Here is a 22,174-nt window from a genome sequence, read left to right on the forward strand (position 1 = left end):
GATAATACCACGCACTATCCGTGTACCAACCAGCAAGTTGAGACAAACAAATCGGAGTAATTGCAAGGTGTGGCAGCTTGAGTAAGGACGGCTTATAGAGGGAATACGCGCAGCTTCTTTACCTTGCTGTAGGTCATTAAGGCTTATTTACGCTGTGCTTCAACTCGCAAACTATATCAACGGTCGGTTGGTGCCGCCAACTGCCGGCCGCTACCTTCCTACTACTGAGCCGGCTACTGGTTTGGTGTACTCCCAGGTCCCAGCCTCGTCGGCTGTTGACGTGGAGCAGGCAGTGGTGGCGGCAGAAGCAGCTTTGCCCACATGGCGTAGAATGCCCGCAGAGGAACGGGGCCGTCTGCTGGTTCGTATTGCCGAACTACTTGATCGGGATCTAGAAAGGCTGGCACAGGCTGAGAGCCTCGACAACGGCAAACCGGTGAGTTTAGCGCGTAGTGTGGATATTCCGCGGGCAGCCAGCAACTTTGCTTTTTTTGGTACCGCCGCTCAACATTTTGCATCGGAAACACATTTTCAGGAAGGCGTAGCGCTTAACTATACGGTGCGCCACCCGCTGGGCGTAGTTGGGTGCATCTCTCCCTGGAACTTACCGCTGTACTTGTTTACGTGGAAGATAGCCCCGGCCTTGGCTGCGGGCTGCTGCGTGGTAGCCAAGCCCTCGGAAATCACGCCCTACACTGCATTTCTGCTAAGTGAGCTGTGCATAGAAGCTGGATTGCCAGCGGGCGTACTCAACATTGTGCATGGTACTGGGCCTGAGGTAGGCCAAGCCCTAGTTGAGCATCCTGGCATCAAAGGCATTAGCTTCACTGGCGGCACGGCTACCGGTGCGCATATTGCCCGTACGGCAGCGCCGCTGTTCAAGAAACTCTCTCTGGAACTGGGCGGCAAGAACCCGAACATCATCTTTGCCGACTGCGACCTGGCAGAAGCAGTGCAAACCAGTCTTCGTAGCAGCTTCTCTAACCAGGGCCAGATTTGCTTGTGTGGGGCGCGCATCTTTATTGAAAGAGCTATCTACGAGCAGTTTAAAGCGCAATTCCTGGAAGGTGTGGCGAGCCTTACTGTGGGAGACCCATTAGATGCCAGCACTCGGCAAGGAGCATTGGTCAGTGAAGCTCACCTGCAGAAAGTACTAGGCTACATAGCGCTGGCGCACGAAGAAGGCGGCACCTTGTTGGCCGGCGGGCAGCAGGTGCGGCTGCAAGGTCGCTGTGCCACTGGCTACTTTCTGCAACCTACTGTTTTTGAGGGCTTGGCTCCTACTTGCCGCGTCAATCAGGAGGAGATATTCGGCCCTGTAGTCACCCTCACGCCTTTCGATACGGAAGACGACGCGCTGCACTGGGCCAACAGTTCCGAATACGGATTGGCAGCCACTATCTGGACCAAAGATCTAAACAAAGCGCACCGCGTGGCACACGCGCTGCAAGCTGGCATTGTATGGGTGAATACCTGGCTGCACCGAGACTTGCGCACGCCATTTGGTGGCATGAAGAATTCTGGCGTTGGCCGTGAAGGGGGGGTGGAAGCACTTCGTTTCTTTACAGAACCCCAGAGTATTACGGTGAAGCTCTAACAAAAAACACTCGTTCGGCTCCTCGTATCTGGCTGCTTCACGTAGCGTTTCTGCTAAAGCCGGTCCAGCCGCCGCTCTAATTCCTCTAGCGTGGTTTCGCGGAACTCCAAGGGAGCAGTAGATGCCTGGCCGGTAGTGGTTTCCTGCCAGGCCAGGTAAGGCACGCTACCCTGATAGCGCAAACCCACTAGCACTGCACGGCGGCCAGCTGGCAGATTTTCGAATTGAAAACCGTCGTCCGTTGCCTTACCCGTTAGCACACTTGGGGTGGTGCCTGGCAATAGCAGCCGCACTGTGGTTGCTTGATCCGGAGTAGTAGAAGCTACTAGCATGGCCGTACCGCTATTCAAAGGCCGATCTATGTTCAGCCAGCCCAGCTGTGAACAGTTGAACACATACCGGTCAGTGGGGGGTGCGTCGGGTGCGGGTTCAGAAATTGCCGGTTCGGATGTGGGCTCAGTGCTAGCCGTAAGGCTAACCTGGCTGCTGTCAAAACTAAGCTGGCCGGGCTTGAAAGAGAAGCGGATAGGCAGCACCATCTTCACCTTCACGAATTCGCCATTTCGCTGCCCCGGCGTCCAGTGCCCCGAGGTTTGGCGCAACACCCGCAACACTTCCTCGTCGCAGCCATGCCCGATACCTCGCAGAATCACGGGCTTTTGCACTCGTCCGCTTTCATCAACCACAAACGAGGCAAACACCACCCCCTGTACCTGGCTTACCATCGCCTCCCGAGGATACCGAACGAGCTGGTTGATGTCGGCTGGTCCGCGGCCGTAAGCTGGCATCGGTTGGGCATCCGTGAAAATGGTTTCGGTGGCAGCAACAGCCGCTGCCTTGGGAGCAGCCACCCACCGCACGGGTGCGGCGCCCTGCCCATAGTATAGCTCCATACCAGTAAGCAAATGGCCTTTGGAAGCAGGCATTTCCAGGCGCATGGTTTTGCCGGCAACTAGTTGCAGAGGCTGCCCCGCAGCAGTAGCCCGTACGAGTACCATGCCACTGCTTTGTAGTGGTTCGTTGTTGGTTGTAAGCGTTGCGAGGTCGGTTAGCACCATTTCGGCTGCGGTGTAGCACTCTTTCAGCTCCACCCACACCGGACCGGTAGCTGGGCGCTGGTTGGCATCTACTAGGGTTTGGGCTGCCAGGCGTAGGACGGTACCTGCCCGGCCACGTACTTCCGCGGCTTTGGTAGGGTCAATCTGAAAGTATTCACTGGCTTTGCGGGTTACATCAAACAGCGTGGCTTCACCGGGCGGAGTGGAGGCAACAAGCCCGGTTGGTATTCGCTGGGTGCTCCGATAGACAACAAGCGGCGCGCGCGGATTGGTAGGCTTAGTAAGACGGTGCCAGTCGCGCCGCACGGGTGTTGTGTCCGCGGTTCCCACTGGTTCAGCCAACGAATCTAGGTTGAGTATATCAGCAAGAGCAGGAGCGGCTTGCTCCGTACGGGTGGGCTTATCGGGTTGGCAGCCGCTGATAAGTAGCAAACCAACACTAAGAGCAGGCAGAAAAAACGTCCGAAACACGACCATACCGCGAACTACGGCAAATTTTTAGAAGGTCCATGCGCTTCTTGCATCAATCCTATAATTATTTATTGAAAACTACACTCAAGCCATATTCAGCATCAAATTCCTACCGTTTCCAAGCAGCATCCGCAGTTCTGTAAAGAGCATTCTATTGCCACATTCAGCTTATGTGTCAACACCAACGGAGTCGACAGATCATATATTCCAGGTAATATGGCATAAGCTACTCCTCTCCAATGTCTGGGTTGAAATTTCCTGCTTGGTGAAGAAAATGGATGCGCAACATTATCGTTAAGCAAAGACAATGCACTACCTCCCGACTTCTTGTCGATAGGCAAGACTTCCTATGAACCTCCATTGCACTTGCATAGCGCGACTTTGTTTGCAAAGTCCGATGGGGCCCAGCCTTAAATTCCGACCTTTGCTGCTACTATGCGCCTTTATTTGTTTCTGCTTCTGTTAGCTTCCGCCCTGCTGACATCCTGCAATCCTGACCCTGAGTCTGGCCCTCGCATTGATTTGGTGGGGGGCAACCGATTTCTTTCCTTTAGCCGTGTAAGCAGCATTCCTGGCGATACATTTACTACGCGCGTCTTCGTCGATACTCGAGACGGCACAGAAGCACCCCTGAAGCGGTTGAGTATTACTGTAAATTACCTACCTGGGCTCTATCCGTATGCGTATCCCGCCGTTGGTTATAATCGTGATAGTATTCCGAAACAGCCTGCATCTATTGTATTTCTAGACTCGCTGCTCACGGGGCCTCAGGCGCAAGCAGTAGCATTTCAATTTCGGGCAGGCACCCGCACTACCTCAGGACAGGAGGATTGGGTTTTTACGGCAGAGGATATTAACGGCAAAAAAAACAGCCGCAGCTTCCGTTTGACACTCCGCAATAATGACTCGCTACGGCTGGCTTATCATAGTTACACTATTCTGCTGCCAGCGCCATTAACCCCCGACTCTCGCAGCTACTTGTCGCTGCGGTCTGGGCTGGCTTTCGCTCCTTTCGCCTTGCGGCAACAACCTCCTAATCAAGCCTTGATTGATGTAGCTTATCTGCCGTTACGCGATGGTGGTCGGGCGTTGGCCGCACTGAATGATAATCTTCTGGGCCTGAACAACTCCTTGCTGAATGCCGGTAATTGGCTGAATCGCCGTGTTACGGAGTTGCGCAGTACCAGCCTTGATAGCACTGGCTTTAGCCGAGCTGATACTCCGGAACTGATAACAAGGGCGTTTGAAGCTGGTATTCAGACCACTCCTAGTACTCGTACCAGCGCGTTGCAAATCCGAGGGGCAGCCAACCGAGTCATTGCCTTTCGTACCGCAGCCCCTAACCCAAAGGTCGGACTTATCTTCATTCAATCTTTTCCTACGGCACCTCTACCCGCTATCCGAATGCAAGTGCGCATACTCAAATAACACAGCACACCTGATAGCAGCACAGCGTCGTTAACAGCAAAGCGCCCACCTCCAGACAGGAGATGGGCGCTTCTATTTACAGCACAGCCGGAGTTACTATCTAGCAGCGGCTAGAACAGAAAACCAGCGGTGATAGTGGTGGTGAAGCGAGTGGCATCCACTACAACTTCGGGCGTGTTTTGAGGGTCGTTGGGCAATATATAGGGGTTGTAGAACCGGTTGGAAGTCCCGTATACCCCTGCCAGGTCGAGATAAAAATTGTTCTGACGCAGGCCTACACCACCCGTGTAGTAATTCTGAGTCCGGTCGCGGCTACTGTCTTTGTATGGGTCACCGTAGCGAGCAAAGCCAGCGCGCACCCGGAAGATGTCGAAGCGCAGTTCCCCTCCTAGCCGTAGGTTCACTGCTGACTGGTATAGGTCGCGAATAGCATCGTTGTCGGGGCCGAAGTTGCGGGAATTAGCACCGCTGGGGTCATTGGTGTTGTCCTCGCTTAGGCGGGCTTGACTGTAGTTCACGTACTCTACATCGCCACTTAAAAAACCATGCTTGCCTACCACAACCGCAGCACCTCCCGACGCGCGAAATGGTGAAGTTAGTGCGTAATTAAACTCCCCGACGTCAGCAGTAGCATCACCCGAGTTGTACGTTTTGCCTTCCACTTCAATCGGTTTGTCGTATATGGCGTTCAGAGACTCGGTGTACGTTTCGGACAGCGTAGATAGCGTTGGCGTTTGCACAGACGCCCCTAATCGCACCGCGTCATTTACCCGATAAATGGCTCCAATACGGGCATTAATACCTGCTCCGCGCGTTTCCAAGGTTTCACGATATGTGAGGCTACCAAAAGACGTACCCGGAGCGTTGCTGACAGGTGTCGGATCGGTGGCAGTTAAAGTACTGGTAGAGTTGAAACGAGTACTGACAATGCCGATAGCTCCGCCTATATAAAGTCGGTCACGGTAGTTAGCACCGTAGCCCAAGTCAAACTGGGTTTTAGAACCGGTTGTCAGCACAGTTTCGGTCTGGTTGAGCGGGCCGGTATCTTCGTAATCTTCGGGGATATAAGTGCCCTGATTATCGCGCTCTGTTACAAATGCCTCATAGGCTAAGTCATCCAAGCCTGTTAATTCAGACTCGGTTGGGTTACGTCCGAGATAAGCAAAAAGGTCTCTATCGAGCCCAGGGGTTCCTCGGTAGCTGAAGCTTTGATTGAAATCATCGATACGGTTCAAGCCAACAGCCCACGTGCCACCTCGCCACGGATTTGTATCACCATCAGGCCGACGGCTCGTGAAAGCAGCGCCTAGACTAGCTATATGCAGGCTATTGCGGCCATCAGTGGTGGTGTTACCAAATGCTCGGCTATTCGTGTTTCCAACACCAAATCCTGGTGTTAAGCTAAATTCCGAACGCTGATATAGACCAAGTCCTGCGGGGTTGGTAACCAAGTTGCCTAAGTCGGCTCCTACAGCTACGTTAGCCCCTGCTACTCCTAGCGAGCGGGCAGTGCCGGATGGTTGAGTCTGCGAAAAGCGCAGGGCATCCACTTCATATTGGGCATAGGTGTAGCTGGCTGGGCTCAATAGAGCCACAGCAAGCCAGTATTTCAAGTTTTTCATTTTAGGGAGAAGAGAAGGCGGCCACTGATGGCCCGTCACAAATCAGGTTCCGAACAGCAAGCGTATTAGTTACGACCACGGCCACGGCCGCCACCACCACCGTCACCACCGCCGCTATTGCCACCGCCACCCATAGAAGGAGACGAGCTACGCGAAGGCGATTCGTAAGAACGTTGTGGGGCCTCATAGGTGCGCTGCGGTGCTTCGTAAGTACGCTGTGGCGTATAGGCACGCTGCGGACTTTCCGAACTTTGTGGCGTCTCGTAGGTGCGCTGACGACGAGTTGGCTGGTCTGCCGTCTGACCACCACCGCTCTGGTTGGTATTCAACTCACTGAAACGGCTGCGACGCGGCTGCGAATACTGTGGCTGGGCAGCGGCATCGGTACCGGCTCCAATACGTTCGGCCACCCGCTGACGGCTGCGAGTACCGTAAGAAGATGGCTGTGGTATGTTGTTGCCGGCATTATCTACGGCTGTCCGGTATCCACGCTGGCCTTCATCAGTAGGCTGCTGTGATATAACACCTGGATTCCCCTCGTTTGCAGTACCACCTTGGATAGTGCGCGACCGACCTCTACCATTCGATGGTAGTGTAGTAGATTCCGTCAGGCCACCCGTTGCAGCGCGGCCACCGGTAGGCTCTGCAACTCCACCGAGTGCGCCACGGCTCCGGGAGCCAGTAACATTACCAGTACCGATGCTAGTGCCCGTACGGCCCGCGGTGCCAGCTTCTCCGCTACGGCTAGTACGAGCGCCATAACGCACGTTGCGCACAGTGCCTACACCGCCACCGTAATAGTTGTTGATGTTGTAGTAGTTGTTGTAGCCATAGCCACCATAGCCTCCGCCATAATAGCTGTCGTAGAGGCCATAGCCGCGTCCGTAGCGCCATGGGTTGTAGCCCCAGCCCCAAGGGTTACCAAAGCCAATGTTGATATTAACAAAGCTTCCGCCTAAGCCGCCGTACCCGTAGGCTGGGCCATAGAATGGGTCGTAGAAACCACTGCCGTAGTACGATGAGCCACCATACCAGAAGGGGTCATTATACACAAAGTCGTTGTAGCCGTAGCCGAATCCACGGTAGTAGGGCTGATGAAACCGACGAATGCGAGAAGAGTACGCATAGTCATCGTCGTAGTATTCAGTTGACTCCGTAACGGTAGAAGAGCTTCGCTGGCCTTCCGCCGTATAATCAGGATTTGATATCTCATCATCTGACTGCACCTCGGCGGGCGCAGTGGTAGCTACTGCAGCTCGCGCATTCTGCGTGGTACGGTCCTTAGAGGAATAATATACGCCGTCACTCTCCGTAGTAGTGAGGGCGCTAGTACCAGCACAACCACCCAGTGTAAGCAGGGCCAAGGCGGGCAATAGGGAAGGGAGGAAATTTTTCATGGCTGCTTGCGTGAAAAGGAAGGCTGGCGAAGTAAAGAGCAAGTGAAGCGACGAAAGGTTGTTTGGGGTAGCAAACATTCTATAAGGTCAGGCTTCAGTTTATTTATAACGTAATTTGGTGGCGAAACGGTGCCGTTTTGGATATGACAAATTTTAGGCCAAACCGGAACTTTTCCATCTGACCAAAGATACCTGAAAACATGAGCAAAGGTTTGCCCAAACGGAGTGAAGATTATTCCCTGTGGTACAATGAGTTGGTGAAGCGCGCAGGCCTTGCCGAAAACTCCGCAGTGCGCGGCTGCATGGTCATCAAACCCTATGGTTACGCCATCTGGGAGAAGATGCAGCGCACCCTCGACGACATGTTCAAACGCACGGGCCATCAGAACGCGTACTTCCCGCTTTTTGTGCCCAAAAGCTTGTTTGAAGCCGAGGAAAAAAACGCAGAGGGATTTGCCAAGGAGTGCGCCGTTGTGACACACTACCGCCTCCAAACCGACCCCGACAATCCAGGCAAGCTGCGCGTTGACCCCAACGCCAAGCTGGAAGAAGAATTGGTGGTACGTCCTACCTCAGAAGCCATTATCTGGAGCACCTACAAAAACTGGATCCAAAGCTACCGCGACCTACCGTTGCTCATCAACCAGTGGGCGAACGTTGTGCGCTGGGAAATGCGGACCCGCTTGTTTTTGCGCACTGCCGAATTCCTGTGGCAGGAAGGCCACACGGCCCACGCCACCGCCGAAGAGGCCGTAGCCGAAACCCGCCAAATGCTGGAAGTGTACGCGCAGTTTGCAGAGGAATGGATGGCGCTGCCCGTGGTGAAAGGAGTGAAAACCGAAAACGAGCGGTTTGCTGGGGCCGAAGACACATATTGCATCGAAGGCTTGATGCAGGACGGCAAAGCCTTGCAGGCGGGCACCTCCCACTTCTTGGGTCAAAACTTCGCCAAAGCTTTTGATGTGCAGTTTGCCAACAAAGAAGGCGGACTCGAACACGTTTGGGGTACCAGTTGGGGCGTAAGTACCCGCCTGATGGGGGCCCTCGTGATGGCGCACTCCGACGATGAAGGCCTAGTGCTGCCGCCCAAGTTGGCTCCTATCCAAGTGGTCATTGTGCCTATCTACAAAACCGGCCAACTCGATGAATTGCTGGAGCGCATCCGGCCCATGCAAATGGGCTTGATTGAGCGCGGCATTTCAGTGAAAATCGACGACCGAGACACCGAGCGCCCCGGCTTCAAGTTTGCGGAGTGGGAGCTGAAAGGCGTGCCCGTACGCCTGGCCGTTGGTATGCGCGACCTGGACGCTGGCACAGTAGAAGTAGCCCGCCGCGACACCAAGGAGAAAATGAATATGCCGCTGGCCGACATCGTAAACAACGTGGCCGCCTTGCTGGACGATATTCAAGCGAGCATCTACCGGAAGGCGCACAAGTTCCGCGAAACCCATACCCACCGCGTTGACACTTACGAAGAATTCAAGCAGGCGCTGGAAGGCGAAGGTGGCTTTGTAGTGGCGCACTGGGACGGAACTTCCGAAACCGAGGAGCGCATCAAAGAAGAAACCAAAGCCACTATCCGCTGCATGGCCCTTGCCGAGCCCGACGAGGATGGTGTGGATATGCTAACGGGCAAGCCGTCGAAGCGGCGCGTGTATTTCGCCCGAGCTTACTAGGCCTCACTGGCGCCCATACACAAGAAAATCCCCGCTACACTAGCTGTAGCGGGGCTTTTTGCAATAATCAGTTTCCCTGAGCGGCTGCAATAGCGTTGGTCAGCTCCTCGTCGGACAAGGTATCAAACCAGCCTTTGCTCAGTTCCAGGCGCACAGTTTGGGCTCCCCCACTTGGCGTGCACACAACTGGCACATCGCCGGCTTCGGTTTCGCTACGCTTTGTGGCCTCGGTAGCGGCACTGCTTTCCACCCCCGCATAGGCTTGCACACACGTCCAGGTGGTGGAATGTTGGTCGGTTACTTCACGTTGCTTCATCATAGGCTTGCCTACGCACCACAAGAATGAAAGTCAGCGGAGCTACCGGAATATTTCTTCTCGATTAGCAATAGCTGAAAGCCGACCAGCTTTCGCTCTTACTAGCTATTGCACTTACATATCAGCATGTTCAGCGCCATCTTTCTGCGTATCTTTTCACTTCCAACCACCTATTGCTATGGAACTGCTTGTGTGGACCCGCTTACCACTGCCTATGGACTGGCTTACAATTGCCTTGCTCTTGCTCTTCGGCCTGCTATTTCTGGTGGTTGAGGTTATCTTCATTCCGGGCACTACGGTGGTGGGCCTCATCGGCTTTGCTCTGCTGGCAGCCGGTGTTTGGTTTGGCTACCGCGACCTAGGCTCTGGCACCGGTCATGTTCTACTCATAACCTCGTTGGCGGCCACAGCGGTACTAGTGTATATTGGCTTGCGACCGAAAAATATAAGCCGGGTAGCACTCAACAACGTCAACACCTCTCATGTGCGGGATGCACGGCTACCAGACGTCCTACCCGGAACCACCGGCCGCACGCTGTCGGCTCTACGGCCAGCGGGTACGGTACTGTTCGAGGATAACCGGCGGGAAGTAACCACGCGCGGCGAATATGTACCAGCCGGCACCGAAGTTCGGGTGCTGCGCATCGAGCAAAATCGAATTGTGGTGGAAAGTGTTGTATAAAGACTACTGTCTCTGTACTTCGCTTACGCCGCCCTGGAACACCCCACTTGTGTGGGCCTGATAGCCTTCCCTTTGGGTACCCTACATTAGCGCTTCGCCCAACGCTTTTCACTAACTGAACGAGCCTACTCGCAAACGATGAACTTTCCCATCTTCCCGCTGATTGTTGGGGCCATTGTTCTTTTGGTCTTTCTGTATTTCTTCCCTATCAGCCTCTGGATAACGGCGCTGTTTTCAGGAGTGAAGGTGAGTTTGTTTCAACTGGCATTCATGCGGGTTCGGAAGGTTCCTCCATCATTGATTGTCAACTCCATGATTACCAGCACCAAAGCCGGCTTGGAGCTAACCGCCAACGACTTAGAAACCCACTACCTAGCGGGCGGCAACATTCCGAGCGTTATCAAAGCATTGATTTCGGCTGATAAGGCAAACATCCCACTCACCTTCAAGCAAGCCACTGCCATCGACCTCGCAGGCCGTGACGTGTTCGAGGCTGTTACGACGAGTGTAAATCCGAAAGTAATCAACACCCCCAACGTGGCCGCGGTGGCGCAGGATGGCATTCAGCTAATTGCCAAAGCGCGTATCACAGTGCGGGCCAACATTACGCAGTTGGTAGGAGGTGCCGGTGAGGAAACCATCTTAGCTCGTGTTGGCGAAGGTATCGTTACTAGCATAGGCTCCTCGAAATCCCACAAAGAGGTGCTCGAGAACCCCGACAAAATATCGAAGCTGGTTTTAAGCAAAGGCTTGGATGCAGGCACCGCTTTTGAAATTCTCTCTATTGATATTGCGGATATTGATATCGGAGAAAACATCGGGGCTAAGCTCCAAATCGACCAAGCCACTGCTGACCTAAAGGTGGCGGAAGCTAAAGCCGAGGAACGGCGCGCCATGGCAGTGGCTATAGAGCAGGAGAACCGAGCCAAAACACAAGAAGCCAAGGCTCGCGTAGTAGAAGCCGAAGCCGAAATTCCCAAAGCTATGGCCGAAGCCTTCCGCTCCGGCAATTTGGGCATCATGGACTACTACAAAATGCGCAACGTACAGGCCGATACCGACATGCGTGACTCTATTGCCAACCCTAGCAACCAAAGCAGCAGTTCCAAGCCCGGCCGCGACGAAACCCGGCTGAGCTAACTCACTGCTTACAACCTAATTTAACGGCGCTATCCTTATACAAAAAAAATAGTATCTCGTTATTCATACGTGCACGGCTAAATCGATTTAGCTATTTTAGAGCTTTGTTGGTCCTATAGACGTCTCACCCACACTAACCCTGGGGCCGACTATCTAATACTACAGCTCTATGAACTTGAAACTAGTGTCGCTTTTGCTACTGGTAGCCACCACTTGGTTGTGCGGCTGTGGTAGTATCCGCATGGGACGAACCTTTCGCTACCCCATCCAAATCACCGACCCCAAGGCGACGTACCAAACCAAGGCGCTTTTCTACAACCTGCAACACCCAACCTCAAACGGCATTTTGTTTGGGCAGCAGGATGTCACGCAGTATGGTATCGGCTGGAAGGATGAGCCCAACCGCAGTGATGTTAAGAGTGTATGTGGCTCTAATCCGGCGGTGTATGGTTGGGACGTAGCGGACCTCGTACGCGCTTCCCTACAAGGCAACAGCGCAGGCAACGAGGCGCTAGAGCGCAACCGTCAATTAGTCCTGCAAGCCTACGAGCGGGGCGGGCTGAACACGTTTTGTTGGCACATGCACAACTTCGTGACGGGTAAGAATTTCTACGACACCACTGCCGCAGTGGCCGCCATCTTGCCTGGTGGTGAGCAACATGCTGCGTATACGCGCAGCCTGGACGTTATTGCCGCTTATTTTCGGCACTTGAAAGCCAAAGATGGCACGTTAGTACCTGTCATATTCCGCCCGTTGCACGAGCACACCGGTTCGTGGTTTTGGTGGGGCAAGCGCCACTGTAGCCAGCAGGAGTTTGTGCAGCTGTGGCAGTTTACGGTTCAGTACTTGCGCGACAAAAAGAAGGTGCACAACCTGCTCTACGCCTACTCCCCCGACCGAGTACCCACCTCAGCCACCTATTTTGAACGCTACCCCGGCGACGCATTCGTGGATGTGCTAGGCCACGACAACTACTGGGATTTCAATGTGGTGAGCACTCCCAACAAAGGCGTACTCACCCTCGATACGCTAGTAACAGAAGCGCAAGCCCGAGGAAAGGTGGCAGCCTTGACGGAAACGGGGCTGGAAAAAATCACCAACCCTACTTGGTTTTCCGCCAACCTGCTACAGCAACTCAAGAGCAGTACCAAGGCCAGCCAAATAGCTTATCTCATGGTATGGCGCAATGCGCACGAAGGACACTTCTACGCGCCCTATCCTGGCCATAGCAGCGTACCTGATTTCCTGCAGTTTTATCAGGACTCGTTGACAACTTTCGAGAATGACAAGCCGCAGCTGTATTCGGTGCCCAAACCAACGCGGGAGCAGCGGCGGAAAGCTGCGCAAGTGGCAAACAAGCTGCCTGTACTCCGGGAACCCTCTACTCAGTGAAATTAAAGCAGCAAGGCCGGCCCCCGCAATGTGGGGCCGGCCTTGCTGCTTCGCGTGAAAAGATGCGCTTCTCTACTTCTTGGTAATCCGGAATTCCACGCGCCGGTTGAGCTTGCGGGTTTCCTCCTGGTCGTTGCTGGCTATAGGCTTGGTGTCGCCAAAACCTTCGGTAGTGATGCGGGTGTTGCTGATACCTTTCGAAACCAAGTATTTCTTTACCTCATTCACACGGTCTTGGCTTAGCTTGAGGTTTAGTGCTGGGTCGCCTTGGTTGTCGGTGTGGCCCTCAATCCTGATTTCCACGGTGCTGTATTCTTTCAGCGTACGGATGAGGCGTTGCAGCTCGGGGTAGGAATTTTCGCGCAGATAGTACTTGCTCTGCGAAAAGAAGATGTTGTTCAGCTTGATGGTCTGGCCAACTGCGAAGGGCACCAGGTATAGGTCCTGCTTCACTTCCGAGTACTTCTGGCGGTCCGTTACGTCCAAGTTGTCGGACTCAGCTAGGTAATTCTGCGCTTCAGCTCGGTAGCCGTAATGCACGCCGGAAGGCAGTACAATGGTGTAAGTACCATCAACCGGACTGGTTTCGGCCACGCCTATTTCCTCGCCCGTTAGCAGGTTCTCGTAGCGGATAGTTGCCGTTACGGGCTTTTTGGTGGCAGCGTCCAGCACTTGGCCCCGCACCAGCGTTACCACTTCGGGCTTGAACTGGGGCGTCAGGTTGATGCGGAAGATGTCCTTGGAGTTACCAGTTCCGTTACGGGTGGAAACCAGATAGGCTTCCTCACCAGCTGCAGACACCACGTAGTAGGCGTCGAAATCCGGAGAATTAACACTAGGCCCTAGGTTGCGAGGCTTGGTCCAGTTGGTCCAGGTATTATCGAGGCGCTTGGAATAGAAAATGTCGCTCTTGCCGTAGCCGCCATGTCCTTCCGAAGCGAAGTACAGGGTTTTGCCGTCGGCTGCTAAGAAGGGCGCGAATTCTGGTTTTTTGGTGTTGATGCTGGGCCCTAAGTTGATAGGGCGCCCCCAACTGGTGCCGTCGGGCTTGCGCTGGGTTACGTAGATATCCTGCGCACCCTGGCCGTCTTTGCGCTCAACGGCCATCAGCAACACGTTGCCGGAAGAGCCCAAGAAGTAGTCTACGTTTTCGGGGTCGTCGTTGTAGAAGTCGTCAATGAGAATCTTCTGCGGCTTGCTCCACCCGGTCTTGGTGCGCTTGGTCAAACTCAACCCTTTGGGGTCCAACGAGCCGTCTTCTTTATAGACGTTGATGAGCACGGCCGAATTGCCATCCGATGAAACCGATGCTAAGCCATTCGGACCAGGCGTGTTGATGGGAGCACCAATGTTCTTGGCAGGGTTCCAGGACTTATTTTTAGCGTTTGCCTGCGTTGAATACCACACGTCCTGCACGTCGTTGGCGCCGCCTACGTTCTGGGGGCTTTCCTGCCGGGCAAAGAACAAAATGCGGCCATCGGGAGAAATAACGGGATGCGTGTCCACGTATTTCGAGTTGACATTAGGCCCCAAGTTCACCATAGCCGAGTCAAACTTCACGCCGTCTTCCTCGGCCTTGAACTCCTTTTTCACCATCGTCTCCACTACGTCGGCAATACCGATGGCGTCGATCTGGTTCACGCCATTCACGGCTTTGGTGTTCATGCTCACGATTACACCAATGGTACGGTAGGTACCGGGCTCAAACGTGACTTGCAACGACCTGAACTGCTCTGGAAGGGGCCCAGGACTATCGTTTTTGTATACTTCGTGGATTTGTCCCCGGGTGTCCACCAGCTCGATTTTCGAGACAGAGCCCGGGTTGAAATTCTCCACTATCGTCACCTGTTTGGCGATAAGGGACTTCCCGAAGCGAACTTCTACAAACTCGTTAGCACCTTCTTTCTTTGGAATCCATGCTTCATTGCTGACTTGCCCCAGGGGAGTAGCATTTGGCTGGCCTAATACTTTTTCAGGCGAAAAGTCTTCTTTACCTTCCGCTTTCTGCGAAGACACGGCTACAACCTTGGCTGCCCAAATAGCATGCTGTGCTTGTACACTTCCTACTGCTCCTCCCACAATTCCCACCAACAGCAATAACTTTCTGATTCTCATAAGCTGGATGGCAAAACAATGGCTCTCTCGAAATCTGAGCCTAAAATATAAAGCGGAATTGAAAAGACGTTCAGCGGGCCCCCGAGGTTTCGAGCAAGGGCCAAGGCGAACACAAAGGTAATAAGAGCGACTGCTCCTAGATGTTTAATTTTGATTAATATCCGAAACTACTCGACAGCCACACCGCAGTAGTCGCTGAAGTAACTTGCTTGTCTTCACCCAACAGCCGGCTTTTTAGGTTGTTAACACTGGTCAGCCATACAGACGCTCTAATTGCATCTTATGAAGGTAACCTCTACTGCTGTAAGTGCTGCTGGCTGGAAAGAACACCTAAAATCGCCATACAGCCAGTTTGCAAGCAGTGGCTGGCAGTGGCTGACTTTTAACTCATATGTGGCTCTTGTGGTGCTGTTTTTCTTGGCAACCCCAAGCATAGCCCAAAGCTTGGTAGACGCCGGCAACCTGCCCCTAGTTGCACGCACCGTAGTCCCTCCCCCCGACTCTTTGCTTCTGCTTTCAAGCCGTGCCCGGCGGGTAGGCATCAGCACGTATGCTCAGCAAACTAACCTGTTGGGCTACTTGCGCCTCTCCGGGCGGCAGCAGCTACGCTACCGCCTACAGAGCGAGTGGATCTATGATTCGCGTGGGGAGCCGCCTTTTGTGCGAGAAGATTACGCGGCCGACGCCCTGCATACCATCAACCTTGGCGGAGGGTGGCATACCGGGCAGTTTGTACGCTACGAGCAAAGCCGCGCCAATGCCACGCGCACCGGCTTGTGGGTGGGGCGTCTGGGGTACGAGCACGGGGTAGCTGGCCTGCGCCCCACCGATTCGCTGTCGGTGATGCGCTACGTCGGGTTTGGAGGAGTGGTGCAGGACATACGCAATGGCCGCAATGACGTTGGTGTAGCCTACGGTGTGGATTTTTCGACGCTACTATTTGTGAAAGGTGGTGCAGCGCCTCCGTTGGCGGTGCGGCTATTAGGAACTCGGGCCCAACTGGGCCCACGTGTGTGGCAGCGTCTGGTCACCGAAGGCTATTATGAACACGCATTCGATGCCTACTCCAACGGTAGCGTACGGGCCGCGTACCGGGCGCATCGGGCCGAAGACTATGTACCAGGCAATGTCCAGCGTATTCAGAGCGACACCTTGGCCGGGCAGGCTAGTTGGGTGTACCGCGTGTCAGACAAAATTTCGTTTCGCTCCGATAACTCGTTGGCCCTGCCAAGCCGGGCGTTTCGCTACCGGCAGCTAGGGCCCGAAACTGACACGTTACAAAACCTAGGCTACCGCCAGCGAGAGCTGGACACGCGCCAGGAAGTGCGCCTCGGCAGCAAAAAGATTCAGGCGGTGGTGGTGTTTGGGTATCGGGAACGAAACCGCGCTTACCGTCTGGAGAACAACCGGCTTCTTTCTCCCAGCCGTTATGAAATAGCCTTAACCCGGGAACGAATCCGAGACATCAACGAGCAAACCACGCAGTGGCAGGGAGAGCTTACGTGGCTGCCAGCGCCGCGCCAAGTATTATCCCTCACAAGTAGTGCTCAGCTGCTGCGGGTGGCGGCTCCCAGCAAAGACAACCAGCAAGACCGCGACGAAGCCCAACACACCATGCGGCTTACCTGGACCAGCCGTTGGCGCGGCGCATTCCGGACCACCGTAGCAGTGGCGGGCGAGTACCGGCAATTTGTGTTTATCAGGGCAGCGCTGAGTGCTGAAAATTACACCGACCGCCTGCTGCACTGGGAACCAGGCTTTACGTGGGCTCCCGGCAAATTCAGCATCCGGAGCACGTACCACTTGTGGGTGAGCTACCAGGTGCGCGACCGGGCCAGTGAGCAACTGCGCAACCGAGCCAGCCGAGTGCTAGAGCAGCAGCAAAACCTTACGTATCAGCTGCGGCCGCGCCTACTCGCTACACTCGACTATTCTCGCCGAGAAAACCGGGTGGGCCTGCTTCGCTGGCCAGCTTTCAAGGAAAGCCCCCTCGATACCACCATCACGCACGACCTTAACGGAGGAATGCGCTACAGTTGGAGCGGCCGCCGATCCCAACCAACCAACAACAGTTTGCGCTTGGGCTACCGCTTTCTAGAGCAACGCACACAAGGGCGGGCCGCATTGCTTCAGGATGCGGGCGGGTCTTCCTTGATCTACTTACGGGCACTTACCCGCCAACAAGGACCCGACATAGCGTATGAGCGCCGGGCAGGTAGCTTGGCGCTTTCTACCAGCCTGTGGCTGCAGCAGTTACGTACACTCTATCGCTACCGCCCAGGCACTGGCGCTTTTGTCGGGACCAGCTACACAACCGCCGACCTTGCCCGCACCACCAACCAGCTCTACCCCTACTTCGAGGTAGCACTAGCCTGGCGTGTGCGGCAATGGTAACACCGAAGCCATAATAAGGTGCAACGCCAACAAGCAGCTATTGGCCTACTCTGTGGGTTGTTTCCGCGGGCAGCGTGAGAACTAGCGGTGTATGGACTGAATACGCGCCGGGCAAGTGTAATAGCCAAGTACAAAAGCCTTTAACACCTATAGGGCTTGAAGCTACTTCTAGTTGGTGGGCAGGTGGCGGTTGAAGTGCTGGCGCAGGATGTCGTCTATCTTTTCTTTGGTTAGGGGCTTGTTGATGAAGCCCGCAATGTGCAGTTTCTCTAAGCGGCCTACGTCCTGGGGGTGCAGGGAGGTGGTTAGCACTACGATAACAATAGCTTGCTTCTGAGCTAGCGGCAACTCGGCGTAGATTTCCAGAAACTCGAAGCCGTTCATGACTGGCATTTTCACATCCAGAAAAATCAGCATCGGGCAGGCCTCCGTTGCCTCGTGGCAATGGATTTTCAGCAAGTTCAACGCTTCTTGTCCGTTGAGTGCCACCAGCAGCTTCTCAGCCACGTCGAGCCGTTTCAAGAGCATCTGGTTCAAGTAATTGGTAGTCTTGTCATCATCAACCAACAACGCACAACTAAGCTTCTGCATAGAAAAAAAGCAGTAATGAATACCTCGGAAACGGACACGGAGAAAGCAAACAAGGTCTGGGGCTAGCTGCTACGCTGTCAATGCGTTGAGCTTATCAATGCCCGTTGCCGCCGGCCGGTTGTTTCCTCGTGTCCCGGTTATTTTTTTAGATATACTGTGAACGTAGAACCCACATCTAGTTGACTTTTTACTTCGATTCGCCCTCCCGCGTTTTCCACTATTTTCTTGACAATGTAGAGCCCAACGCCAGAGCCTTCCACGTGGTCGTGCAGCCGCTCGAACATCCCAAACAAACGAGTTTCGTTGGTCAGGTGCATGCCCAGCCCGTTGTCCTCCACGCTCAGCACGGCGTATTCTCCGGCCAGGTGGCAGCGGATGAACACCTGCGGCACGCGCTCAGGCGAACGGTACTTGATGGCATTGCTCAGCAGGTTGTAAACAATGCTGCGCAGGTTTTTTTCCGCAAACGAAAGTGGCGGCAAGTTCTGCACAGCTACCACCACCTGGGCATCACATTCCTGAATCTGGGGCAACAGGTCTAGCCGTACTGCTTCAACCAGCCGCGCCAAATCGGTCCGCTCTTCAGGCTGAATGTTTTCCTTTTGCAGCTTCGTGATGGCCGTCAGGTGCTCGATGGTGCGCTTGAACCGGTCCACCGAATCCTGCATCATGTTCATAATCGGGCGCACCGTTTCGCCGGTATCAGGCAGTTCCAACAGCAAGGCGTTTAGCAGCCCCTCGATGTTGGTGATGGGGGCTTTTAGATCGTGGGAAGCCGTATAAATGAAGTTGTCTAAGTCCACGTTGGCGCGGGTTAGCTGCGCGTTGTTTTCTTGGAGCTGCCGCTGCGCCAAATCAATACGCTCCAAGTCCAGCTTGTGCTCGTGAATGTCGGTGCAGGTGCCAATCCACTCGATGATGTGGCCGTGCTCGTTGCGCGACGGTAAAGCCCGGCTAAGCATCCAGCGGTAGTTGCCAGCGCTGTCGCGCAAGCGAAACTCCACCTCGAATATCTCACCGGATAGCAAGCACTCCTGCCACCGTGCCGCCGCGGCTTCAATGTCGGCGGGGTGCTGATAGTACTGCCATTGGTACAACCACGGTGGCCCATCGCGCTGCCCGGTGTAGTCAAACCAGCGGCGGTTGAAATAGGTGGTTACGCCTTCGGGGTCGGCCGTCCAGGCTATTTGCGGAATCCCTTCCAGCATGCGGTTGGCTTCGGCAGCAGCCTGCTCCATCATCAGGCGGGCGCTTTCCTGCACTCGTAGCTCTTCGTTCTTGCGGTCGATAACCATGTTCTGTCTGGTTACCAAGGCCTTGATGGTTCTGATTTCGCGCTGCGCCGAAAGATCGGTAGCAATAGCAGCCACCACCGATGCATCATTAAACGTCAAGACCTTCATCGACAGGGACAAAGGCCGCAACGATCCATCTTGGGTTTGTAGTGGCACCTCCCCTTTGCCGTGCCCAGCCCACCCCTGCGCCAGCAAAGTCGCCCAATAGCCTTGAAACATTTCAGGCAAGAAGCTAGCAAACGAATGACCGATGACCTGTTCTAGCCCACACTCAAGCCAACTGGCCAGACAGGCATTGCAGTACAGGATAGTCCCGTCTTGATTGAGCAGCATAGCCCCCTCATTCATCTGCTCAATTAGGTTGCGGTAGCTTTCATCGGCGCCCTGCAGCGTGAAGATGCGGGGCCCTTCAGGACTTTGAATAGCCAATGCATCCACAGACCCCGTTCGTACGGCATCGATGAGGTCCTCCGCTTCCTGTAGCCGATGACGCAGGTCCTCGTTTTCGCGAGCTAGATCTGACAGAGTGGGCGGGTCAGTTTCAGCCATGGGTAGGTGAACTAGGCAGCGCGTCAGACAGGCCAAGGGCCGCCAGCACCCGCGGCCGATTCGACAAGTCGCCGACCAAGCGGCGTACTAAGCCAGGGCGCTTCTTTATAAGGGTTGGAATACCAATAAGTTGTTCGCCCTGCGCCAATTCCGGCTGCTGGTAAATATCAACAATGACGAGTTCGTGCCGCCCCTTCAAATACAAATCACAGATTTCCTTGATATTACGCACCGCTCGCGTGGAGTTGGGAGTAGCACCACTGATGTAGAGGTACAGTACATATTCGGCACTGCTTTCAGGCTGTCTTTCATCAGACTCCATATACTACTGGTTGGCTTTGTCCCCGATCGGACGAATGTCTAACCCTACCAGTACCCGTTCCTCGTTGGAGAGGTCACCAATAATTTTGCGAATGGGTACGGGCACTTTACGTACCAAAGTGGGAATAGCTAAAATCTGGTCGCCTTCAGCAAGCTGTGGGCTCACCAGCAAATCAATCACCTCGAGTTGGTAACGGCCCTGTAAGTGTTGTTCGCAGTACTTTTTGAGGTTGGCTAATGCGGCTACCGACTTCGTGGTTTGCCCGGCTACGTACAGGCGCAGTTCCCAATAGTCCTCCTTGTTGGTCTGATCGGTTATGAGGTCATTTTCCATAGAAGGGTTATGCGTTAGGCTGCTGATCGGCGGACTTCGGAGCGGACGTGTGCGTTGGGGTGGAGGCGGCTGGCGCTTTCCCGTTTGGCGTAGCTTGCTGCCGATCTTGCTCTTGGTTGTTGAGTTGCCGAAACTCTTCTTCCACCGACTCGAACTCGGTGCGTAAGTTGGCAATGGTGGCTTCCAGCACCCGGCGGCGACGCTCCAATTCCCGGTCTTTGCGGTCCAACTCCTGCTGCAAAGCTACTGCTTGCGCCTGTTCTTGCAGCTGGCGGGCTAGGCGGCTGGCCCCCGTCACAATCCCCGTTGGGCCAACTACCACGTCCAGCAGCTGAATCCCTCGGTCGGTAATGATGAACTCCCGTACTTGGTTGGAGTGCGCCATCCCCCGCGACTTAAGAATACTCAATCCTCGGTTTCGCTCGCCTATGCCTTCCAGGTCGCGCACGCTAATCCAGGTATCTACCAAAGAAGACACGCCTTCTTCGGTGGTGTCCATTTGCAGGGTGCCACTGATGAGGGAAGTGAAAAGGGCCGTGATATTGTTCACCTTCAGGAAGTCAATTAGCCGCGTGAGCATGCTGCGTACCTCGTTCATGTTACCTACGTTGATGAGGTTGCTGATTGGGTCGATGACAACGGCTGTGGGCTTGAAGTCCGCCACCAGCTTATGGATGGTAACTAAGTGCCGCTCCAAGCCATTGAGGGTGGGCCGCGAAGCTTCAATCACAAGCTTGTTCTGCTCGATGCAAGGCGCCAGGTTCAAGCCCACTGACAGCATATTGCGCACCAACTGCTGCGGCGATTCTTCGAAGGCAAAATACAGACACCGCCCGCCTTGGCGGCAAACACTCTCTGCAAATGCGGCGGCCAGGGTTGTTTTAGCGGTACCAGCTGTACCGGTCAGCAATATGCTGCTGCCTTGGTAGTAGCCTTTGCGCCCGAACATCTCGTCTAAGGCGAGAATCCCGGTCGATACGATTTCGTTGGATACCGCGTGCCCTAAACGCAACGACGTGACCGGCAACACCGAAATACCGTCTTCACTGATCAGGTACGGGTACTCATTGGTGCCGTGGGTGCTGCCACGGTACTTCACTATCCGCAGCCGCCGGGTGGTAATCTGGTCGATAACTCGGTTGTCGAGCAGAATCACGCAGTCAGACACGTACTCTTCCAACCCCTGACGCGTGAGCGAACCGTCGCCGCGCTCAGCGGTGATAACCGTAGTTACGCCTTTGTCTTTCAGCCAACGAAACAAACGTCGGATTTCCGAACGCAACACGGCTTGGTTGGGGAAGCCAGAAAACAGTGCCTCGATGGTGTCGAGTACTACGCGCTTGGCGCCGATGGTATCAATGGCGTAACCCAACCGGATAAACAAGCCATCCAAATCGTACTCGCCGGTTTCCTCAATCTCGGAACGGTCAACGTGCACGTGGTCGACGCGCAGCATCTTTTGTTCTTGCAGCTTCGGCAAGTCGAAGCCGAGCGACGTGACGTTGGCAGCCAGTTCTTCGGCGGTTTCCTCGAAAGCCATCAGCACGCCCGGCTCTTGGTGCTCAAGGGCGCCGCGAACCAGGAATTCGATGCCCATCAAGGTTTTGCCGCAGCCAGCACTACCACATATCAGCGTTGGGCGCCCTTTAGGCAAACCTCCTTCCGTTATTTCATCGAGGCCTTCGATACCCGTGGGGGCTTTCGGCAATGCAGCAAATCCGGAGGAGTTCGTGCGGTCTTCTTGCATAAAGCGAAATGTATAGTGTTCTGCAGGCAGCTAGTGCAGAAGCAGGTA

At 54.6% G+C, this 22,174-nt stretch carries 17 protein-coding genes; 7 read left to right on the forward strand and 10 right to left on the reverse strand.

Annotation, left to right across the window (positions count from 1 at the left end; translation table 11 throughout):
- Window positions 1-154 precede the first annotated feature (154 nt).
- Complete coding sequence (locus MTX78_RS21565; protein WP_243798236.1) at window positions 155-1,597, forward strand: aldehyde dehydrogenase; 1,443 nt, start codon at window positions 155-157, stop codon at window positions 1,595-1,597.
- A 53-nt stretch (window positions 1,598-1,650) separates the two neighbouring features.
- Here the strand turns inward: MTX78_RS21565 and MTX78_RS21570 are convergent, their stop codons facing one another.
- Window positions 1,651-3,132 carry an energy transducer TonB gene (locus tag MTX78_RS21570; RefSeq protein ID WP_243798237.1) on the reverse strand — a complete coding sequence of 494 codons (1,482 nt, stop codon included), beginning with the start codon at window positions 3,130-3,132 and terminating at the stop codon, window positions 1,651-1,653.
- Between the two features lie 429 nt (window positions 3,133-3,561).
- Between MTX78_RS21570 and MTX78_RS21575 the strand changes: the two genes are divergently transcribed.
- Window positions 3,562-4,554 carry a hypothetical protein gene (locus MTX78_RS21575; protein ID WP_243798239.1) on the forward strand — a complete coding sequence of 331 codons (993 nt, stop codon included), beginning with the start codon at window positions 3,562-3,564 and terminating at the stop codon, window positions 4,552-4,554.
- Window positions 4,555-4,664: 110 nt separating this feature from the next.
- Here MTX78_RS21575 and MTX78_RS21580 read toward each other — a convergent pair whose 3' ends face one another.
- Together MTX78_RS21580 and MTX78_RS21585 are read right to left on the reverse strand one after the other, a co-directional pair.
- A complete protein-coding gene (locus MTX78_RS21580; RefSeq protein WP_243798240.1) occupies window positions 4,665-6,176 on the reverse strand; it encodes an OmpP1/FadL family transporter in 1,512 nt (503 codons plus the stop codon).
- A gap of 65 nt (window positions 6,177-6,241) precedes the next feature.
- Window positions 6,242-7,573 (reverse strand): hypothetical protein, encoded by a 1,332-nt coding sequence (locus tag MTX78_RS21585; protein ID WP_243798242.1) that lies wholly within the window; start codon window positions 7,571-7,573, stop codon window positions 6,242-6,244.
- A gap of 200 nt (window positions 7,574-7,773) precedes the next feature.
- On the opposite strand from MTX78_RS21585, the gene proS reads away from it, so the two are divergent.
- Window positions 7,774-9,249 (forward strand): proline--tRNA ligase, encoded by a 1,476-nt coding sequence (gene proS / locus MTX78_RS21590; protein ID WP_243798243.1) that lies wholly within the window; start codon window positions 7,774-7,776, stop codon window positions 9,247-9,249.
- Between the two features lie 67 nt (window positions 9,250-9,316).
- Here proS and MTX78_RS21595 read toward each other — a convergent pair whose 3' ends face one another.
- Window positions 9,317-9,568: a hypothetical protein gene (locus MTX78_RS21595; RefSeq protein WP_243798245.1), complete on the reverse strand. Its 252-nt coding sequence runs from the start codon at window positions 9,566-9,568 to the stop codon at window positions 9,317-9,319.
- A gap of 175 nt (window positions 9,569-9,743) precedes the next feature.
- On the opposite strand from MTX78_RS21595, the gene MTX78_RS21600 reads away from it, so the two are divergent.
- The 3 genes from MTX78_RS21600 (at window position 9,744) to MTX78_RS21610 (ending at window position 12,780) form a co-directional block, all read left to right on the forward strand.
- Complete coding sequence (locus MTX78_RS21600; protein WP_243798246.1) at window positions 9,744-10,247, forward strand: NfeD family protein; 504 nt, start codon at window positions 9,744-9,746, stop codon at window positions 10,245-10,247.
- Between the two features lie 138 nt (window positions 10,248-10,385).
- Entirely contained in the window at window positions 10,386-11,387 is a 1,002-nt protein-coding gene (gene floA, locus MTX78_RS21605; protein WP_243798248.1) for a flotillin-like protein FloA, read from the forward strand.
- A 169-nt stretch (window positions 11,388-11,556) separates the two neighbouring features.
- The gene (locus tag MTX78_RS21610) at window positions 11,557-12,780 is read left to right on the forward strand and encodes a glycoside hydrolase family 26 protein (RefSeq protein WP_243798249.1); all 1,224 of its coding nucleotides are present in this window, start codon (window positions 11,557-11,559) and stop codon (window positions 12,778-12,780) included.
- Window positions 12,781-12,852: 72 nt separating this feature from the next.
- Here the strand turns inward: MTX78_RS21610 and MTX78_RS21615 are convergent, their stop codons facing one another.
- Window positions 12,853-14,895 carry an OmpA family protein gene (locus tag MTX78_RS21615; protein ID WP_243798251.1) on the reverse strand — a complete coding sequence of 681 codons (2,043 nt, stop codon included), beginning with the start codon at window positions 14,893-14,895 and terminating at the stop codon, window positions 12,853-12,855.
- Window positions 14,896-15,177: 282 nt separating this feature from the next.
- On the opposite strand from MTX78_RS21615, the gene MTX78_RS21620 reads away from it, so the two are divergent.
- Complete coding sequence (locus MTX78_RS21620) at window positions 15,178-17,289, forward strand: hypothetical protein (protein WP_243798252.1); 2,112 nt, start codon at window positions 15,178-15,180, stop codon at window positions 17,287-17,289.
- Between the two features lie 168 nt (window positions 17,290-17,457).
- Here MTX78_RS21620 and MTX78_RS21625 read toward each other — a convergent pair whose 3' ends face one another.
- The 5 genes from MTX78_RS21625 to kaiC all read right to left on the reverse strand — a co-directional run bounded on the left by MTX78_RS21625 (window position 17,458) and on the right by kaiC (window position 22,126).
- Window positions 17,458-17,880, reverse strand: a complete 423-nt coding sequence (locus MTX78_RS21625) for a response regulator (protein ID WP_243798254.1) — start codon at window positions 17,878-17,880, stop codon at window positions 17,458-17,460.
- 137 nt (window positions 17,881-18,017) lie between these two features.
- Window positions 18,018-19,724, reverse strand: coding sequence for an ATP-binding protein (locus MTX78_RS21630; RefSeq protein WP_243798256.1), 1,707 nt, complete (start codon window positions 19,722-19,724; stop codon window positions 18,018-18,020).
- Entirely contained in the window at window positions 19,717-20,046 is a 330-nt protein-coding gene (locus MTX78_RS21635; RefSeq protein ID WP_243798257.1) for a circadian clock KaiB family protein, read from the reverse strand. Before MTX78_RS21635 ends, MTX78_RS21630 begins: the two co-directional genes overlap by 8 nt.
- A gap of 3 nt (window positions 20,047-20,049) precedes the next feature.
- Complete coding sequence (locus MTX78_RS21640; RefSeq protein WP_243798259.1) at window positions 20,050-20,379, reverse strand: circadian clock KaiB family protein; 330 nt, start codon at window positions 20,377-20,379, stop codon at window positions 20,050-20,052.
- 7 nt (window positions 20,380-20,386) lie between these two features.
- Window positions 20,387-22,126 carry a circadian clock protein KaiC gene (gene kaiC / locus MTX78_RS21645; RefSeq protein WP_243798261.1) on the reverse strand — a complete coding sequence of 580 codons (1,740 nt, stop codon included), beginning with the start codon at window positions 22,124-22,126 and terminating at the stop codon, window positions 20,387-20,389.
- Between the last annotated feature and the right edge of the window lie 48 nt (window positions 22,127-22,174).

This window comes from Hymenobacter tibetensis, from assembly GCF_022827545.1.
Lineage (GTDB): Bacteria > Bacteroidota > Bacteroidia > Cytophagales > Hymenobacteraceae > Hymenobacter > Hymenobacter tibetensis.

What these genes read in the sequence shown, in the direction of transcription:
- MTX78_RS21635 (WP_243798257.1), bottom strand. Translation starts at nt 20,046, where the DNA reads ATGGAGTCTGATGAAAGACAGCCTGAAAGCAGTGCCGAATATGTACTG.
- MTX78_RS21640 (WP_243798259.1), bottom strand. Translation starts at nt 20,379, where the DNA reads ATGGAAAATGACCTCATAACCGATCAGACCAACAAGGAGGACTATTGG.
- MTX78_RS21600 (WP_243798246.1), top strand. Translation starts at nt 9,744, where the DNA reads ATGGAACTGCTTGTGTGGACCCGCTTACCACTGCCTATGGACTGGCTT.
- MTX78_RS21585 (WP_243798242.1), bottom strand. Translation starts at nt 7,573, where the DNA reads ATGAAAAATTTCCTCCCTTCCCTATTGCCCGCCTTGGCCCTGCTTACA.
- MTX78_RS21610 (WP_243798249.1), top strand. Translation starts at nt 11,557, where the DNA reads ATGAACTTGAAACTAGTGTCGCTTTTGCTACTGGTAGCCACCACTTGG.
- MTX78_RS21615 (WP_243798251.1), bottom strand. Translation starts at nt 14,895, where the DNA reads ATGAGAATCAGAAAGTTATTGCTGTTGGTGGGAATTGTGGGAGGAGCA.
- floA (WP_243798248.1), top strand. Translation starts at nt 10,386, where the DNA reads ATGAACTTTCCCATCTTCCCGCTGATTGTTGGGGCCATTGTTCTTTTG.
- MTX78_RS21620 (WP_243798252.1), top strand. Translation starts at nt 15,178, where the DNA reads ATGAAGGTAACCTCTACTGCTGTAAGTGCTGCTGGCTGGAAAGAACAC.
- kaiC (WP_243798261.1), bottom strand. Translation starts at nt 22,126, where the DNA reads ATGCAAGAAGACCGCACGAACTCCTCCGGATTTGCTGCATTGCCGAAA.
- MTX78_RS21625 (WP_243798254.1), bottom strand. Translation starts at nt 17,880, where the DNA reads ATGCAGAAGCTTAGTTGTGCGTTGTTGGTTGATGATGACAAGACTACC.
- MTX78_RS21575 (WP_243798239.1), top strand. Translation starts at nt 3,562, where the DNA reads ATGCGCCTTTATTTGTTTCTGCTTCTGTTAGCTTCCGCCCTGCTGACA.
- MTX78_RS21595 (WP_243798245.1), bottom strand. Translation starts at nt 9,568, where the DNA reads ATGATGAAGCAACGTGAAGTAACCGACCAACATTCCACCACCTGGACG.
- MTX78_RS21580 (WP_243798240.1), bottom strand. Translation starts at nt 6,176, where the DNA reads ATGAAAAACTTGAAATACTGGCTTGCTGTGGCTCTATTGAGCCCAGCC.
- MTX78_RS21570 (WP_243798237.1), bottom strand. Translation starts at nt 3,132, where the DNA reads ATGGTCGTGTTTCGGACGTTTTTTCTGCCTGCTCTTAGTGTTGGTTTG.
- proS (WP_243798243.1), top strand. Translation starts at nt 7,774, where the DNA reads ATGAGCAAAGGTTTGCCCAAACGGAGTGAAGATTATTCCCTGTGGTAC.
- MTX78_RS21630 (WP_243798256.1), bottom strand. Translation starts at nt 19,724, where the DNA reads ATGGCTGAAACTGACCCGCCCACTCTGTCAGATCTAGCTCGCGAAAAC.